General features: G+C 37.7%; 12 protein-coding genes and 2 pseudogenes. 13 read left to right on the top strand and 1 reads right to left on the bottom strand.

Annotated elements, in window-relative coordinates:
* Nucleotides 1-61: 61 nt before the first annotated feature.
* Nucleotides 62-994, bottom strand: a complete 933-nt coding sequence (locus tag AC1M9N_RS01780) for an IS5 family transposase (RefSeq protein ID WP_481954175.1) — start codon at nt 992-994, stop codon at nt 62-64.
* Nucleotides 995-1,224: 230 nt separating this feature from the next.
* On the opposite strand from AC1M9N_RS01780, the gene AC1M9N_RS01775 reads away from it, so the two are divergent.
* The 13 genes and pseudogenes from AC1M9N_RS01775 to AC1M9N_RS01715 all read left to right on the top strand — a co-directional run bounded on the left by AC1M9N_RS01775 (nt 1,225) and on the right by AC1M9N_RS01715 (nt 17,919).
* Nucleotides 1,225-2,982 (top strand): ShlB/FhaC/HecB family hemolysin secretion/activation protein, encoded by a 1,758-nt coding sequence (locus tag AC1M9N_RS01775; protein WP_481954174.1) that lies wholly within the window; start codon nt 1,225-1,227, stop codon nt 2,980-2,982.
* 11 nt (nt 2,983-2,993) lie between these two features.
* A complete protein-coding gene (locus tag AC1M9N_RS01770) occupies nt 2,994-3,509 on the top strand; it encodes a toxin-activating lysine-acyltransferase (RefSeq protein ID WP_481596953.1) in 516 nt (171 codons plus the stop codon).
* 35 nt (nt 3,510-3,544) lie between these two features.
* Nucleotides 3,545-11,416 carry a two-partner secretion domain-containing protein gene (locus AC1M9N_RS01765; RefSeq protein WP_481954173.1) on the top strand — a complete coding sequence of 2,624 codons (7,872 nt, stop codon included), beginning with the start codon at nt 3,545-3,547 and terminating at the stop codon, nt 11,414-11,416.
* Nucleotides 11,413-11,799, top strand: coding sequence for a hypothetical protein (locus AC1M9N_RS01760; protein WP_481609524.1), 387 nt, complete (start codon nt 11,413-11,415; stop codon nt 11,797-11,799). The genes AC1M9N_RS01765 and AC1M9N_RS01760 overlap by 4 nt, the downstream gene beginning before the upstream one ends.
* 137 nt (nt 11,800-11,936) lie before the next feature.
* Nucleotides 11,937-13,133: a VENN motif pre-toxin domain-containing protein gene (locus AC1M9N_RS01755; protein ID WP_481954172.1), complete on the top strand. Its 1,197-nt coding sequence runs from the start codon at nt 11,937-11,939 to the stop codon at nt 13,131-13,133.
* Between the two features lie 125 nt (nt 13,134-13,258).
* Nucleotides 13,259-13,531, top strand: a complete 273-nt coding sequence (locus tag AC1M9N_RS01750; protein WP_481609526.1) for a DUF6966 domain-containing protein — start codon at nt 13,259-13,261, stop codon at nt 13,529-13,531.
* A 295-nt stretch (nt 13,532-13,826) separates the two neighbouring features.
* Nucleotides 13,827-13,973, top strand: a complete 147-nt coding sequence (locus AC1M9N_RS01745; RefSeq protein ID WP_481609527.1) for a hypothetical protein — start codon at nt 13,827-13,829, stop codon at nt 13,971-13,973.
* Nucleotides 13,974-13,985: 12 nt separating this feature from the next.
* Nucleotides 13,986-14,315 carry a VENN motif pre-toxin domain-containing protein gene (locus AC1M9N_RS01740; RefSeq protein WP_481954303.1) on the top strand — a complete coding sequence of 110 codons (330 nt, stop codon included), beginning with the start codon at nt 13,986-13,988 and terminating at the stop codon, nt 14,313-14,315.
* Between the two features lie 27 nt (nt 14,316-14,342).
* Nucleotides 14,343-14,831 carry a hypothetical protein gene (locus tag AC1M9N_RS01735; protein ID WP_481954171.1) on the top strand — a complete coding sequence of 163 codons (489 nt, stop codon included), beginning with the start codon at nt 14,343-14,345 and terminating at the stop codon, nt 14,829-14,831.
* A gap of 1 nt (nt 14,832) precedes the next feature.
* Nucleotides 14,833-15,084 carry a hypothetical protein gene (locus AC1M9N_RS01730; RefSeq protein ID WP_092766438.1) on the top strand — a complete coding sequence of 84 codons (252 nt, stop codon included), beginning with the start codon at nt 14,833-14,835 and terminating at the stop codon, nt 15,082-15,084.
* A 116-nt stretch (nt 15,085-15,200) separates the two neighbouring features.
* Nucleotides 15,201-15,533: pseudogene (locus AC1M9N_RS01725) on the top strand (hypothetical protein); the annotation flags it as partial.
* Between the two features lie 114 nt (nt 15,534-15,647).
* Nucleotides 15,648-17,031: pseudogene (locus tag AC1M9N_RS01720) on the top strand (methylenetetrahydrofolate reductase C-terminal domain-containing protein).
* Between the two features lie 207 nt (nt 17,032-17,238).
* Nucleotides 17,239-17,919 (top strand): GntR family transcriptional regulator, encoded by a 681-nt coding sequence (locus tag AC1M9N_RS01715; RefSeq protein WP_481589877.1) that lies wholly within the window; start codon nt 17,239-17,241, stop codon nt 17,917-17,919.
* Nucleotides 17,920-18,055: the final 136 nt, after the last annotated feature.

The following is an 18,055-nucleotide window of genomic DNA, read 5'->3' as shown; positions in this document are numbered from 1 at the left end:
ATCCTAAATGGCTTTGTTGCACAAAGATTTGAAAGGCAAAGAGCCCCTAATTGAGCCAAATTTAAGGCGTAACTTGGGTAAGTGGTCGACCTAATTTCGTAAATCTGTTGAGGACCGCTACACGTGCATGAACCTCATTGACTTGGCTATCAAAGCTCCTTGCACTGAGTTTATCTCCTAATAATTTGATGCAGTGCATTTTAGTCTCAACCAAACTTCGGCGATGATAGCCTGACCATTTTTTCCATAGTGTCCTACCTAAACGTTTAACTGTTTGAAGTAATTCATTTCGCTCTAGCGAGCTGCTCTTTGTATCTTTCCATGGTTTCGCATTTTTTCTAGGTGGAATCACCGCATGCGCTTGCCGATCTGCAATGGCCTGACGGCATTGCTTGCTGTCATAAGCTCCATCGGTATAAACAGAGTCAATCTGTTCATCTTGTGGAATCTGATCAAGTAAATCACCTAGTACCTGTGAATCACTGATATTATTGGTTGTGAGCTGTATAGCACGTATTTGAAAGGTTTCAGCATCTATAGCAATATGTAGCTTACGCCATTGGCGACGATATCCAGGTCCATGTTTCTTGCGTTTCCATTCGCCCTCATCTAGAAACTTCAAGCCTGTAGAGTCCATGAGTAGATGCAGCCCATAGCTACTTTTTTGGTAGCTGATTGCAATATCAATATACTTTTGTCTTCTACAAAGCGTACTGTAATCTGGCGCTGTCCAATTTAATCCGCAAAGTTTAATCAGACTTTGCACAAAGCCAGTGACCATACGTAAAGACAGATGGAATAAGGATTTAATCATTAAGCTGAATTGGATGGCTGCGTCGGAGTAGGTTTGATTTCGTCCTTGTTTGCCTTTTGATAGAGCATACCATTGCGTAGTAGGATTAAACCAAATGGCAATATTTCCGCGATTAATGAGTGCTCGGTTATATGCGGGCCAATTGGTTGTGCGGTAGATTTTGTGTGTAGGCTTCTTCATTTGAAAATTATATGGCTGAAGAAGCCCTTAAGAATAGCTTTCTGCAACAAAGCCCCTCTAAGCTAAGAATATTTTAAAATGATGCTATTACGAATAAAAATCAATTAAAGCTTTAAAATTATTATAAGAATCATTTGATTATAAATATCTATTAAACAAAGGGTTTACAGATGTTGTAAAATAAACTTTTAATTGTTAGATTTATCGCAAATTTAATACAAAGTGACAAAATGTTTACAGAAAAATTATTGTTCAAGGGAATACTTCTAAGTATTGGTGGAGGGATATTTATTTCATCTGCACATGCACAAAATTTTGACCCTGCGATTGATGGACTTATACGAAATCAAGAACGCCAAGCAGAATTAGAAAAAATCATACAACCTTCAGCAGATGTAAATTTAGATGCTGTACGCCAAAAAGAAAGCTTGAAACTTCACGAAATAAAAGAAGAAAAATGTTTTGATATTAATGAAGTAAAACTCAATGGTGAAATGAGTAATAAGTTTAGTAAATACTTAACACAAGCTTTAAAAGAACTCGAATTTAAGTCTGGCATGTGTATAGGTGAGCAAGCTGTTAATTTGCTCATGACTAAAACACAAAACATCATTATTGGTCGTGGCTATACCACAACACGTATTTTGGTAGCCCCACAAAACCTAAGTACGAGTAGGTTAGAACTGACTGTTATTTCTGGTTTGGTTCGAGAAATCAAACTCGATTTAAGTGATGAAGATAATACCCGCGCCGGCCGAATTCAATATGCGAAAAACATATTCCCAATTAAAAATGGTGATGTGCTGAATCTACGAGATTTAGAACAAGGCTTAGAAAATTTAAAACGTGTGCCTACTACAGAGGCTGATATTCAAATTGTCCCTGCTGATGCACCGAATCAGAGTGATGTCATCGTCAAATGGAAACAAAGAAAAATTCCAATCCGTGTGACTCTAAGTGCGGATGATGCAGGAAGTCGCCAAACAGGTAAATATCAAGGTAATATAACAGTCTCGTTAGATAACCCTTTATTCCGAAGTGATTTATTTTATATCACAGTTGGTCGCAACTTAGCGGATCAACAAAAAATCACAGATCAGCATGGTACGACTGTAGAAAGTGGTACTAATAACTATGCACTGCATTACTCAGTACCGTATAAAAACTGGCTCATTAGTGCTAATGCAAGCCAATACAACTACGACCAAGCCGTTGCCGGAGCGAATAACGTCTATAACTACAATGGTGAAAGTAAAACACAAGATCTAGGTGTAACACGATTGTTATATCGCGATGCGAAAAGAAAAACTTCAGCAAGCTTTAAAGGTTGGCATCGAGAATCAAAAAGCTTCATTGATGATGCAGAGGTGAGCATTCAAAGACGTGATGTTTCAGGCTGGCAATTCAATATAGATCATCGAGAATATATAAAATCATCGGTACTTGATTTGAGTCTTGGGTATAAACGCGGGACAGGTGCTTTTAGTGCTTTACGTGCCCCGGAAGAAGCCTTTGATGAAGGTTCTTCACGCATGAAAATTTGGACATTAGATGCCAATCTAAATGTCCCATTTCAATTTGAAAAACAAAACTATAACTACTCAAGTTCAATCAGAGCACAGTACAACGATACACCATTAACCATGCAAGATCGTATGTCAATTGGTGGGCGTTATACAGTACGTGGTTTTGACGGGAACATGACTTTAGCTGCTGACCGTGGTTATTACTGGCGTAATGATTTAGCGATGTCAATTTTCCCAGCACACCAATTTTATATTGCATTAGATGCAGGGCATGTCGATGGACAGTCAGCAGAATTGCTACTGGGTAAAACCTTAATTGGTGGTGCAATGGGTTTCAGAGGACAGTTCAAAGTCGGTGGGAATTTCTATTATGACGTATTTGCAGGTAAGCCGATTAAGAAGCCTGAGTACTTTCAAAATTATGACATGAACTATGGTTTTAGTGTGAATTACTCATTCTAGTTGAGGCCATTATGAAAATTGGAAATATTAGTTTAATTGCACCATCACATTACCCTCATGAGCATTGGAGTGAAGCTGAAGTATTGGGTTCATTGATGTGGTTATGGCAATACGTGCCCAGCTTAAAGGATGCACCCTTAAGTTACTTAATGACGAGAGTTGTGCCTTATATACAGAATAAGCAATTTGTTGTGTGTGTTGAAAATGGTCGAGTCATTGGCTATGTCAGTTGGGCATTTTTAAATAATGAAACTGAAAAAAAATATATACAAAGCCAAGGTCTACCGTTGTCAATCAATGAAAGTAACAGTGGTGATCGTTTATGGATTATAGATTGGTTTAGTCCATTTGGCCGTAGTAAAACAATGAAGAATCTAGTCGCACAACAACTGTTTCCTAAAAATGGTATGAGATCGCTTTATCACAGAGGTAGAGAGACAGGTTTAAGAGTTATGACATTCAAAGGCGATTTAATGAGTGAGCAAGATTTTAACGATTGGCAAAACAAATACGCACTTGCTGAATAATTTATTTAAAAGATTAAAGAATAGGTAATTGAAAAATGAATAAGAACTTTTATAAAACGATTTTCAGTAAAACACGTGGTGAAATGGTCGTTGTTGCAGAAAATGTGTCTGCAGAAGGACAAACAAGTAATTCAAACATCACACATTTAGAGCTAGACACAGAATCTACAGCTGAAAAAAGTTTAGGCTTAAAAGTTCTATCATTTTCCATCATGCTTTTGACGGGCGTTGCAAGCATTGGTATGACCACAGATTTAGCAGAAGCCAATGTGATTGCAGACCCAAATGCAGCAGGGAATCAAAGACCGACGATTATTAACAGCGCTAATGGTACCACCCAGGTGAATATTCAAACGCCAAGCCAAGCTGGTGTTTCAATGAACCACTACGAACAATTTGATGTGAATAAAAATGGGGTGATCCTCAATAACAGCCGTCAAAATGCTCAAACGCAATTGGGTGGTTATATCCAAGGTAACCCTTGGCTTGCAGTCGGTGAAGCTAAAGTCATTGTGAATCAAGTTAACTCAACCAATGCCAGTCACCTTAATGGCTATATTGAAGTGGGTGGACGTAAAGCCGATGTAATTATTGCCAACCCATCTGGAATTAATGTTGATGGTGGTGGATTCATCAATGCTGGTGCAGTTACGTTAAGTACGGGTAATCCGTTACTAAATAATGGTGCGGTTACAGGCTTTCAAGTTCGCGATGGTTTAATCAATATTACAGGACAAGGATTAGATACCAGTACAGCAGACTACACGCGTTTACTTAGTCATGCAGCACAAATTAATGCAGGTGTATGGGCAAAAGACTTGCAAATAGTCACAGGTCAAAATGACATTGATGCACAAAGTAATATTAAAAGTATAGGTAATGCAAGCAGCGGTACAACGAACAACACACCAAAATTTGCCATAGATACAGGTAGCTTAGGGGGAATGTACGCAGGGAAGATTAGCCTGATTAGTACAGACAAAGGTGTGGGTATTAATAATGCAGGGCAAGTGTTTGCTTCTGCTGGCAGTATTAAAATTAGTGCAGATGGACAACTACAAAACAGTGGTTCAGTTGTTGCACAACATAAAGAAGATCCTCAACAAGCAACATTAGATATTCAAGCTACAGAGTTAAATAACAGTGGCAGTATTTCGAGTTTGGGTAAGCAAAGCATACAAACGACAAACCTGAATAACACTGGTTTGATAGCAACTTCTGGTGAATTGAATATTCGAAATAAAGAAACCATTCAAAACCAAGGCGAACTCAATGCAGGTCGTGTTGATCTAGAAACAAAAGATCTGAAGAACAGTTCAGGTAAAGTTGTTCAAACAGGCTTACAGGACTTAGCGATTGATGCAAAAACACTTAACAATAAAAACAAAGGCTTAATTGGTTATACCGAAATTGATCAAGACACAGGAACAAACCCTAGTACAGGCACAGGTGGTGGAAATACAGGTGGCTCAGGTGCAGAAACAGAAGCCCCAAGCACTGCGACAGGCGGCGGTAGTACCAGTTCAGCCAATTCGTCTATTACAGCGAGTTTTGCCCAAGGTAAAATTAAGGCGGACAGCATTGAAAATGATGCAGGGAAAATCACGGCAAATGGTGGGGTAAGTTTAACGCTCAATCAAGGTTTGGATAACAGTGATGCGACATTAAACTTAAATACTTTGAATGTTCAGGGACAGCATTTTAAGAATAATCACGGTGTGATTACAGCACAAGATGCCAGAGCTAAAACAAAAGATGTTGATAACACTACAGGTAAAATTCAAGTCGTTCAGCACCTGAGTATTGAGAGTGAACAACTTAAAAATACACAAGGACAAATCCTTACGGGTAAAACATTAAGTATTCGTACAGGTGACCTAAATAATAACGAAGGTGAGCTTCTTTCATCACAAGATTCAGACATTCAAGCAAATGATGTTCAGAATACAGCAGGTAAAATTTTAGCGAATCAAAATGTAGCGATTGATGCAACATCAATTACAGCTGATGGGCAACTCAGTGCAGGCAATGATTTAAAGCTGAAGTTAAAAGAGAGCTTCACGACGAAAAATAAAATTGAAGCAGGAAACAATTTAAAAATTGAGACTGTGGGTAATTTGGTAAATACAACAGAATTACAAGCAGGATCAAAATTAGAACTTAAAGCCAGTGATATTGATAATAAAGATACAGGTAGAATCATTGCCAATAACGGTACCCTTATTCAAAGTGAAAACTTAACCAACCGTGGTGAAATTAACAGTAATGGTCAAACATTAGTTGAGCTGACGAGTACTTTAAATAATATTGGCACAGGTCGTATTTATGGTGACCATGTTGCAGTAGCTGCAAATAAAGTGCTCAACCAAGAAGAAACTGTTGATGAAACAATAGCTGCTGTGATTGCAGCACGAGATCGATTAGATTTGGCAGCGCAAGATATTGTCAATAAAGAAAAAGCATTGATCTCAAGTGAAGGCAATATGGTGATTGCTGGCACTTTAGATGAAAACAAACATGCGGTTGGACAAGCACAAAGTATCAATAATAACAGTGCTAAAATTGAAGCAGGTGCCGACTTAACGATTTCAAGTCGATTGTTGAGAAATACCAATGAGCATTTGCAAACTCAAATAAAAGAAGTTGATCGTCAATATATAGTTGAATATGAAGCACAGGGGCAGAATCAACGCTATCTAGAAGGTAGCCAAGCTGAACTAGGTTGGAAGATTGGCAATGATGAGTCGGATCATCTTGTGACACCAGATGGTCAATGGCATGAAAATTGGCATCGCTATAATTACGAAAAAATTAAAGACCAAACACAAGTTGTAAATTCTGCCCCTGGTCAAATCCTCGCTGGAGGAAATATTAAAATTACGGGTGACGTATTATTGAATTCGGACAGTCAAATACTGGCTGGGGGATTACTAGATGTTAAGGTTGGTGATTTAGACAATCATGAAACATTAGGTCAAACAATTATACGTGATGAGGGAACTTTAACAAATTTTTGGAGAGATCATAAAAAAGGCACGGATGTAACAGGGTCAAATACTTCTGCATATAGACCTGCACCAATGATTACAGAGTTAAATTTAGGTGTGTTGAGTTATCAAGAACATGTTCAGGGATTATCAACGACGAATCCTAATACCCAACTTAATACAAATTCAACACTTGAAAATGATATTACGGTTCGCACAATTGATGTAAATACGTCTTTACCAAGTAGTAGTTTATTTAATACTAATCCAGCTAATCCTGAATATTTAATAGAAACTGATCCAGCTTTCACAAATTATAAAAAATGGCTAGGCAGTGATTATATGCTCAAATTATTGAGTTTAGAACCTCAAAATCTGCATAAACGTTTAGGCGATGGTTACTATGAACAAAAAATCACGACTGAACAAGTGAGTCAGTTAACTGGTCGACGCTTTTTAGATGGTTTCAATAGCAGTGAAGAACAATTTCAGCAACTGATGCTGAATGGCGTAACAACTGCACAACAGATGCAACTTAAAGTCGGTATAGCTTTAAGTGCAGAACAAATTGCTAACTTAACTAGTGATATTGTTTGGTTAGTTGAAAAGCAGGTCACTTTGAATGATGGACGTGTTGAAACTGTACTGGCTCCACAGGTTTATGTAAGGTTGCAGAATGGAGATATTAATGGCAATGGCGCATTACTAGCAGGCAGTAATACCGCCCTGAATGTTGAAAATAGTCTTGTTAATAGCGGTACAATAGCAGGTCGAAATGCACTAGTGATTCAAGCAGATGGTATCCAAAACCTCGGTGGACGATTAACAGCAGATCAGCTTTCGGCTAAAGCTAAGAAAGATATTAATAATTTAAGTGGGACCATTGATGCTAAGCAAAAGTTATTCTTAGATGCTGGTGAAAATATCAATATTGTCACTGAAACCAATACAACAGAAAATGATCAGGGTTCAAACACGCATTTAAACCGTCAAGCTGGTGTTTATGTAACAGCTAAAGGTGGACAAGGCATACTTGCATTAAATGCAGGAAAAGATATACAACTCAATGCTGGTGTTATTACAAATGCCAGTGAAGAGGGTATTACACAACTTAATGCCAAAAATAATATTAACTTGGGAACGACACAAGTCAGTCAGAAACAACAAAATATTAAAGATTCAAATAATTATATTAAACGTAGTGAGTCTGGAGAAATTGGTAGTCAGATTCAGGCAAATAACGATATTCAGCTTAATGCAGGAAATGATATTAATTTACGTGCATCTGAAGTCAATAGTGCAACAGGGAATGTTGTTGCTCAAGCACAAAATATCAATATTGAATCTGGTGAATATACAAAAGTTGCTGATGATGCTTTAAAAACGAAGAGTAAAGGCTTTGCGAGTACAACGACTCGAATATTCAAGGACAGCTCTGAACAAACACAAGCTGTAGCTAGTGTCATTGGTGGTGAGAATATTTACTTAAATGCTGAAAAAGATATCTCTGTAAAAGGTAGTCATGTTATTGCAGATCAAGACACTAATTTAAGCGCAAAAAATAACATAAAAGTGGAGTCGGCACTTACTCAGTCTACTGAAGAGAGCTTTTATAGTAAGAAAAAATCAGGACTATTTAGCAGTGGTGGTATAGGTGTTACTGTAGGTCAGATGAAAGAAAGTACAGATAACAACAATCAACAATTCACAAGCAATGCTTCATCAGTTGGAAGTTTAGCTGGTCATACAAATATTATCGCTGGCAACACCTATCAACAAACGGGGAGCACAGTATTAGCACAAGAAGGTGATGTAAATATCTTGGCACAACGTGTCAATATAGAAGCAGCCAACGAGCAAAATACCAATGATTATAAGCGTGAAATGGAACAGAAAGGCTTAACGCTTGCTGTAAACGTGCCAATCGTGCAACAAGTTGAATCTGTTTTAGATTCATCAAAACAAGTGGGTCAAAGTAAAAATGATCGTGTTAATGCAATGGCAGCAGCCAATGCAGGCTTCGATACCTACAAAGCAGGACAGTCCATAGGCAAATTAAATGATGTTCTTACTGGCTCTGCTACTTTGAACCAATCGGTAGAGGTTGGGGTGAGTCTAACGTATGGCGAACAAAAGAGTGTAGAAACAAGCCATACACAAAGTAATACAGCTGTTCAAAGTAAAGTGAGCGCTGGAGGAACAACAAACATTGTAGCAAGTGGTGCAGGGGGAGATTCCAACATTAATATCCTTGGTTCTGATGTTGTTGGATTGAAAGGTACCCACTTGGTAGCAGATAACGATGTCAACATCAAAGCCGCTGAACAAAGTAGTATTGAACAATCAAATAACAAGAGTTCAGGTTGGAATGCCGGTGTAACTATCAGTAACCAAACAGGTTTGGGTGTGACAGCAGGAGGGAATCTTGGAAAAGGCAAAGGTGATGGCACTAATACAAGCTATGTCAATAGTCATGTCGGTTCAAAAGACAGTTTAACGACAATTAGCAGCGGTAATGCAACCAATATTATTGGTGGTCAGGTACAAGGCAAAGGTGTACAAATTGATGCCAATGAACTGAATGTTGAAAGCTTACAAGATAAAGCGACCTATAAGAGCAAACAACAAGATATTTCAGGGCAATTCAGTGTCGGTACCAATGGCGGTAATGCATCGGGTAGCTTTAGTAAGTCGAATGTTGATGCAAATTATGCCTCAGTTAATGAGCAATCAGGGATCTTTGCTGGAGATGATGGTTACCAAATCAATGTGAAGACTAATACTGATTTAAAAGGTGCTTTAATCACCTCATCTCAACAAGCTGAAAACTTAAAAAATAATAGTCTAAATACTGGGACTCTGACTAAATCAGATATTCAAAATATCAGTGAATATGATGCTAAAGGGATTTCACTGAGTGCTGGATTAAATACGACTAAATCTGATCAGGGTAGACCCGGTACTGTAATATCAGCGCCTGAAAAAATTGATCAACATGCTTCCACTATCCAAGGTGTAAGCAAGTCGATCGGTTTTGGTTTGGACAGTGATAAAGACAGCAGTGTGACGCAAAGTGGAATTAATACGTCTAATATCACGATAAGAGAAACAGTTCGTCAAGAAGAGCTGACAGGAAACTCTGCTGGGCAGATGAAGTCAGAAATCCTCACACATGTCACAACAGATACAGCACGTGAAAACAGTGGCGCATTGCAAAATAACTTTGATCGAGATCAAGTTAAAAGCGAAATTAATTTACAAATGGATGTGACGAAGAAGTTTGATGCGAACCGCCAAGAAGTACGTACTGAAATTAATAAAAAGTTAGATGAAGCTAAAAAAGCCAAGGAAGCAGGAACACTGAGTCAAGCTGAGTTCGACAAGAAACAGCAACAACTTCAAACCTTAGGAATATTAGTCGATAGCATTTCAGCAGGCTTGTCAGCCCCAACGAGCAGTGGCTTAGGTATAGCAGCCGCAACAGTGAGTCCTAAGCTTAGCTATGAGATTGGGCAATATTTCAAATCCAATAATAGTGAAGGAAGTGCAGCGCATATTTTAGCGCACACTGTGTTGGGTGCGGCAGTTGCAGCAGCAGGAGGCAATAATGCACTGGCTGCGGGTATTTCTGAAGGTGGAGCAGAAGCTTCAGCACCGTTACTTTCAAAATATTTGTATGGCAAAGAAGCCAAAGATTTAACAGCTGATGAGAAAGGAACGATTAGTGCAATCACTGGTTTGGTTGCATCTGGTGTAGGTGCAAGCACTGGTGAGGTGGCTTCGACTGTGCAAAGTGGGCAAGTGGCGCAAAATGCAGTGGATAATAATTACCAAACCAGAGCTACTCTTAAAGCTGTGAATAAACATCTGCAAAAATGTAGTTCGAATGATAGAGCTTGTATTGAGCAAGGAATTTCAATATTAAGAAAGACCGACCAAATGCTTGATAAAGCTTTCAATAAGTGTGTGCAAACAGCTGATGCTGCTTGTGTAGAACAACATTTAAAAAATATTTTGGCAAGTGATGTTTCACCGGAAATGAAAGAGATTGAACAACAGCTAAGAAGACTAAAAGTTTCAATTGAAGCAAAAGGGCTTCTCAATGAAACTAGTGGATTTTCAATACAAGCAACGAAGCAATTAGATTTCTTGAGATATGCACAAAGAAGTTGCCAAAACATGACGTATGGTGCTTGCAGTACAAAATATAATGGTTTAAAGCAAAGCGCAGCAGAAAAAATATTGATTCCAGCAAAATCAGCTGTTTTAGATTATATGGTAGGGGAAAAACCAAGAACAGGAGCAAGTTACTATATTGCTGGTTTTGGTTATGTTGCGACAGAAATATTTTTCCCTGAAAGTGCAACAGATCTAGCTTTAATGGCAGTAGGTGGTGGAACAGCTAAAGGAGTCAGTCTAGCCAATAAGGAGGCAAAAGTAGCAGATGATTTAATTCAGCGACAAAAAATTAATAATAATCATAATGTTGAAGATTTTCAACAATATGATCATTATAGATTGGATAATGCAAAAAATTGGAGAACTGGAGAAGCAGAAATAGGAGGAAACTGGAATTGGGATAAAGTGGCTCCAAATGGGGGGGCAGTGCCAGGTAGTAGTATTGAGAAAAATGTACAGGTTGGTCAAATTTTAGATCGTTATGGTCCTGAAAATGGGAGGTATTTAGCAAGCCCAATAGATTCATTGGAGCAAAGAGCATTACCCCCTGGGACAAACCGACCTCAATCATATCATCAATATGAAGTGCTTAAGCCCTTTAAGATTACCGAAGAAAAAATTGCACCAGCATTTGGGCAACCAGGTGGAGGAACGCAAATTCGTGTGAAAATACCAGAGCTTGAACAATATGCTACAGTTGAGCAGCTGAAAAAATTCGGTTATTTAGGAGACAAAAAATGATCATTAATCTCAATAGTGATTTTGATGGTATCAATGTTAATCGTAATTCTTTTTACAAAAGTGAAGAGGAAAGAGTTGAGCGATTAAACAAAGCAGAAAAAATTGCTTATCAACAGTTAACTGATGAATTGATAAAATTCGGCTATAAAGATTTAACAGTAAATATTGGTGCAGAACATGCAAATTATTTAGATGGAGGCTTGTGTATTAATAGAGATGGTGAATATTGGTTGGTTTATCATAGCGAACGTTACCGAAAGTCAAGATTATCTTTGTTTACTTCTCCATATGATGCAGCAAATTTTTATTTATGGAGCATTGTGGCTCACCCAGCACGAGAAAGCACATCGGTTGGATGTATTCCTAGGTCGGGTACATTTTAAACAGTTTATATGAAAAAGTTTAATCGTCGATGCCTCTTAGCTGATATGTGTCCCAACGCAATTAGGTTGAGCTACTGCGAGAGCTACCTCAAGTTCAAAAGTTAGTTATGAAATTGGTCAATATTTAAAATGTAGAGATGAGGAAGGCTATTCAGGCCATATTCTCAGTACATACAATTTTAGGTGCGGCAGTTGCAGCAGCAGGTGGAGCAGAAGCTTCAGCACCGTTACTTTCAAAATATTTGTATGGCAAAGAAGCCAAAGATTTAACAGCTGATGAGAAAGGAACGATTAGTGCAATCACTGGTTTGGTTGCATCTGGTGTAGGTGCAAGCACTGGTGAGGTGGCTTCGACTGTGCAAAGTGGGCAGGTTGCGCACAATGCCGTGGAAAATAATCGAATGCTTAATGTACGCGAAGCACAAGTTCTACAAGCATTAATTAAAAACAAGACTCAAACTGAAAAGAATAAACTTTATCAGGCTGCTTGTTATCTTGTAAAGTGTGCAGAAGGTGTGCCAGAAGATGATCCAAATTATTCTACATTATTAAAATTACAAGATTTAGGAGCGAAGAATGAAAAAGAAATCGAAGCACTTGAAGCGACAGGGTTATATACCTACACTAACTGGGATAAAGCAAATGATCTTAGAACAAGAAATGATGAGATTGTCACAAGAGCGGGTGGAGCTGGAAAAATAGTAGGAGGAGGCTTAACTGCAATTGGTGGTGGAGCTGCAGGAGTGGGTTTGTGTACAACAGGTGTTGGTTGTGCTATCGGCGCACCTTTAGCTGGATTAAGTACATACGGTGGAGTTAGCACTGCAAGTGAGGGTAAGGATGCTTTATTTGGATCATATCAATCTAAAGTAGGGCAAAATGTACTTAACTCATTTAGTCCGAATCGTAAAGATCAACTAAGTCCATTAACTCAAGATGCTTTAGACTGGGCAGTATCAGTCGCAGAATCTGTGTTATTAGCTAAGGTTGGAGGGAGACTGTCAACGAAAGTTAATAAACCTGCTTACAATTCCGTTGAAATAAAAAGTCCCTTAGGGAAAAATTTAGGTACCTATAATGCAGTAAATACGGGTCCGTTATCCAACAATTTAGCTGGAATATTCGCAGGTGGTAAGTACACTGAATTTGAGTTGCAGCACAACACTATTCTGTATAGAGCCGGTGTTAAGGGTACCAGTTTAGGTCAATTTTTCACTAGAGAAATACCTGAAAGTGTAATTCAAACTCGTATTGATAAAGCTGTTTTACCTGTTTGGCCGGGAGGTGCTAAATCACCATTAGATACAACATACGGTATATTAATTCTCAAATGAACGAAAGTTTATTCAGGGGAAGTATGTACACAAAATGGTTTTTATCTTGGTGGAACTCAGCAGATAGTTGTAGTTGAACCTTGGAAAATTCCTGGAGTAAAAGTAATCAGTGAGAAGTCTCTAAAATGAATGAAGTTCAATCTATAAAATTAATCATAAGTGAAATAAGTAATTTGCTTGAAGAATTTGACTTAACATATTGGTCAACAGCATTTAAACGTTTTTTGACGGAAATTGATTCAAATTTTTCTCAAGTTAAGCACGATATTTTAAGGAATTATGCTGGAATGGGCTCATTTAATGACATCGTTTTAGAAAAAAATGGAGAATATCCACTTTATGAAAATGACAAATTTTCCAAATTACGGAATGATCTTTATGATTTGTGCTTAGTATGACTCAATTGAGCGTAAATCTATTGGCAGTTAGAGCTAAATTAATAAAAAGTTAGATGAAGCAAAAAAAGCTAAGGAAGCAGGAACACTGAGTCAAGCTGAGTTCGACAAGAAACAACAACAACTTCAAACATTAGGCATATTAGTCGATAGCATTTCAGCAGAATTATCAGCTCCGACTAACAGTGGCTTAGGAATAGCAGCCGCAACAGCAAGTTCTAAACTCAGCTATGAGATTGGACAATATTTCAAATCAAATGATAGTGAAGGAAGTGCAGCGCATATTTTAGCGCACACTGTGTTGGGCGCGGCGGTTGCAGCAGCAGGTGGCAATGATGCTTTAACGGCAGTTGCAGCAGCAGGTGGAGCAGAAGCATCAGCACCTCTACTAGCTAAATACCTATATGGTCAAGAATCAAAAGATTTAACAGTGGATGAAAAATGAACGGTAAGTGCGATTACTGGTTTGGTTGCATCTGGCGTGGGTGCAAGTACTGGTGATGTGGCTTCGACTGTACAGAGTGGTCAAAGTGCTCAAAATGCGGTGGAGAATAATTATCAAACCAAAGCTACTCTTAAAGCTGTAAATAAACACCTTCAAAAATGTAGTTCGAATGATAGAGCATGTATTGAGCAAGGAATTTCAATATTAAGAAAGACCGATAAAATGCTTGATAAAGCCTTCAATGATTGTGTGCAAACGGGTAATTCTGCTTGTGTAGAACAACATCTAAAAAATATTTTGGCAAGTGATGCTTCACCAGAAATGAAAGAAATGGTGAAATAATTATAACGATTAAAAATATCAGGACAGGTGACAGGCTTATTAAATGACACCATTGGTTACACAAGTCAAGCAATAAAAGATATAGAAGCCGTCCGTTCAGGTCAGGATGTAGGTTCCGTCAGTGGTGCTACTACAAATTTTATTGGGCCCACACCTGAAAAAACTTTAGGTAAGCGAACTCTTGCTTGGGCTAATGAGCTTACTTTGAAACAAATTTGGGCTACAGTTGGTTTGAAGAATGATTTCCTAACAGGTCAGGAAATTACAGAGAATGAAAGACAACTTGCAATCGCTTCAATAGGCATACCACAAAGTCAACTTAAAAATGGCAGTTTAGTAAGGATTGATATATCTAATCCAAGATCTGCAGGTTTAAGAGTACCATCTGGTAATGAGGCTGGTGCAAATAGTCAGTGGATTCCTGGGGGTAAATTACCTAATGGTAGTTTAGAGGCTGTTATTGATGCAACAAAGGTCAAGAAAGACATGTTAAAGGTCAGAAAAATAGGAAATTAAAATGAAATTTAATTTTAGAGATATATATGTATCAAAAGAATTAAAATTTAGTGTTGGGATTGAAGAAGGAATGAAACAATATTATGTATCTTTTCTAGTTCCGACTCATAATAGGCAAAGTGATTATGAAATATATTATTGGTTACCAGCAAGCTATTTAGAATATATTTACTCTGAACCCGAAAAAATTTATCCATTTATTTTAGAGTGCGACAAAGGGCTACATAAAGAAATGGAAATTGATTTAACTTAAAAAACTAGAGCTCTTTCATAAATCAAAAATCGATCTACTTTTTTGCTGATTATTTATACCGAAGAATTTTCAAGATTAATGCATAATTTGCAGATGAAATACATCGATTCAAAGAAGCTTTCGAGCAAAATACCAATGATTATAAGCGTGAGATGGAACAGAAAGGCTTAACGCTTGCTGTAAACGTGCCAATCGTGCAACAAGTTGAATCTGTTTTAGATTCATCAAATCAAGTGGGTCAAAGTAAAAATGATCGTGTTAATGCGATGGCAGCAGCCAATGCAGGCTTCGATACCTACAAAGCAGTACAGTCCATAGGCAAATTAAAAGATGTTCTTAATGGCTCTGCTACTTTGAACCAATCGGTAGAGGTTGGGGGGAGGCTAACGTATGGTGAACAAAAGAGTGTAGAAACAAGCCATACACAAAGTAAGACAGCTGCTCAAAGTTATGGGTTACATCTAATTTGATAAATTCTGTTAATCCTTGAATAAGTGCATGAATTCTATTAATTTGGATTTAGACAATGATTGCAGTCTAAAAAATCCGGTCAATCAAGACACATGCTTAATTTTTTTCAAAACTTAGAACTTCAAAAATTCTGTATTTTAGTAGAGTATTTAACCTCAACCAAAAGCCAACAGATCACACGTAATATAGCGGGCTTTCCAGCCTTTGTAGCCATTGCCGATCGTGTCCAATCGGATGACGATATGGCACCCCTTGAAGCAAGTCAGGATTATCCAAAATCAATCGATAAAGTTTGGCATTTTTCAGGGTAAGGTCGTGATATTAAGGATTTTGAGTTATTTCTTCATCAGGCTAGTTCAGCTCAGATTAGAAATTTACTTTTGATCACTGGTGATAAGCTTAAAGAGCATAGTGATGGGAATGATCAATTTGAACGTACCCGATATCTAGAATCGATTAATGCAGTGATGTCCGCAAAGAATTATGGTGGCTTTAATATAGGTGTAGCATTTAGTCCCTTTAAATATACTGAGGCTGAGCATTATGCTCAATATTTAAAATTACATAAAAAATTTAGTGCCGGCGCAGATTTTATTATTACTCAATTAGGGTATGACATGGATGCCTCAAAAGAGATAAAGTCTTTTCTAAATCATTACCATTACAAACAAAAAATACTGGCTTGCGTTATGCCACTGAGCTTGGCACGGGCCAATTTTATAGTCAAAAATAAAGTCGCTGGTATTGTGATTACACCTTATATGTTGAGTTGGCTGAGGAAAAACAGAATGGATTGGCTGAAAATGCGTATAAGCGGTGTGCCATACAAATATTGATGTGTAAGCTTTTAGGTTTTAATGGTGTTCATCTTTCAGCATGCGAAAATTCAGAAGAACAGAAGGTTCTGCAAAATTATATTAGCAATATCAACATGATGATTTAGAGGAACTTGAAGCACGCTGGAAATCTCTTTGGCAGATTAAGACTGGAGATGAGTTTGTTCCAGAATTAACTTATGATGCGCGTCAACCGACATTAGGTCAGCTGATTAAATATCATCATTTGCATGTCATGCATAAAGCCCTTTTTGAGTCCAAAATCTCTAAAGGTGTAGGTAGGTTTATTTTTAAAGCGTCCTTTTGGGATAATGAGTTGGCATCAAAAACTTTGTTAAAAACCGAATTTAAGTCAAAACATATGGTTGTGGGCTGCGAAAATTGTGGTCAATGTAGATTGGCTGATACTTTATATATTTGCCCTGAAACATGTCCTAAAGGACTTGCAAATGGTCCTTGCGGTGGCACCACATTAGATCGATGTGAGTTTGGAGATCGTGAATGCATTCACTCTGATAAAGCCCGATTAGCCAAAGCCGTAGGACATACTGACGTTTTAAAAGATACCCTGATTGCAACCGTACCCGTTGAAGTTCGTGGAACCAGTTCTTGGAAAAATTGGTTTTTGGGAAAAGTTTAAGTCTTTTCAATTTCTTGTATGGGTTGATTTATAGTATTGAAATGCAATTATTAATTAGCGTTATATAGGGGCTTAAATTAAATTATCCTATAAATCTAAAAGCCAAAATTTAATCTATTTTCCTATATATCAATATTTACTGATTCTTAAATTCTCATGATGACTCTATAATTTATTTATTACATAGATGTAAAACGAGAATTAAGGATGAGCATAACGCCCATTAAGTCAGGCACTGGCAATTTAGCTAATGTGATTTATCAACAAATAAAGGATGATATTTTTAGCTTTAAGCTCAAACCTGGACAACGTTTTACTGAAACGGACCTTTCTGAAAAGTATGAGGTCAGCCGTACCCCAACACGGCAAGCACTGTATCGTCTTGAACAGGAAGGCTATGTGAATGTGCATTTCCGCAGTGGTTGGGAAATTAAGCCTTTAGATTTTACCTTTTATCAGGAGCTCTTTGATTTACGTATGATCTTGGAAAAAGAGGCTGTTAAACGTTTATGCGTAATGGATCATGAGCAATCTGAAGAATTACAGAATTTAAAGCGATTATGGCTTGTAGATGAACAGGACTATAACCAGAACACCAAAGCATTGGTGCTGCAAAGTGAAGATTTTCATTGTGCCTTGGTTAGAGCTGCAGGAAATCGTCAAATCGCCAAGATTCATCATGAAATCAGTGAAAAAATCCGAATTGTGCTCAGTCTAGGCGCCATGCGTGAATTCGATATCCAGCATGCTTATCAAGATCATGCTGCAATACTTAGATGTATTTTAGCTCGTGATGCTGATGGGGCGATCCATTTAGCAGAACATCATGTCTTACATAGTATTGAGGACGTGAAGAAAATTACTCTTAAAATATTTTCGACTGTTTAGGATAAATTATTAAAAAAATGCCAATTTTAAAAAAATTGGCATTTTTTTTGCCTCTAATTCATATCTTGTATACAAGAATGTACACAAAACTAATCCAGCGATGCCAGAACAACATTTGCTTAGTTTTAGTGCCTAG

It is taken from the genome of Acinetobacter sp. ANC_7655 (assembly GCF_056784015.1).
The sequence above is the reverse complement of the archived record's forward strand: the minus strand, read 5'-3'. Positions and strand labels throughout refer to the sequence as shown.

Coding starts and splice junctions, on each gene's coding strand:
- AC1M9N_RS01715 (WP_481589877.1), top strand. CDS start 17,239: ATGAGCATAACGCCCATTAAGTCAGGCACTGGCAATTTAGCTAATGTG.
- AC1M9N_RS01770 (WP_481596953.1), top strand. CDS start 2,994: ATGAAAATTGGAAATATTAGTTTAATTGCACCATCACATTACCCTCAT.
- AC1M9N_RS01760 (WP_481609524.1), top strand. CDS start 11,413: ATGATCATTAATCTCAATAGTGATTTTGATGGTATCAATGTTAATCGT.
- AC1M9N_RS01765 (WP_481954173.1), top strand. CDS start 3,545: ATGAATAAGAACTTTTATAAAACGATTTTCAGTAAAACACGTGGTGAA.
- AC1M9N_RS01780 (WP_481954175.1), bottom strand. CDS start 994: ATGAAGAAGCCTACACACAAAATCTACCGCACAACCAATTGGCCCGCA.
- AC1M9N_RS01750 (WP_481609526.1), top strand. CDS start 13,259: ATGAATGAAGTTCAATCTATAAAATTAATCATAAGTGAAATAAGTAAT.
- AC1M9N_RS01755 (WP_481954172.1), top strand. CDS start 11,937: ATGAGGAAGGCTATTCAGGCCATATTCTCAGTACATACAATTTTAGGT.
- AC1M9N_RS01730 (WP_092766438.1), top strand. CDS start 14,833: ATGAAATTTAATTTTAGAGATATATATGTATCAAAAGAATTAAAATTT.
- AC1M9N_RS01775 (WP_481954174.1), top strand. CDS start 1,225: ATGTTTACAGAAAAATTATTGTTCAAGGGAATACTTCTAAGTATTGGT.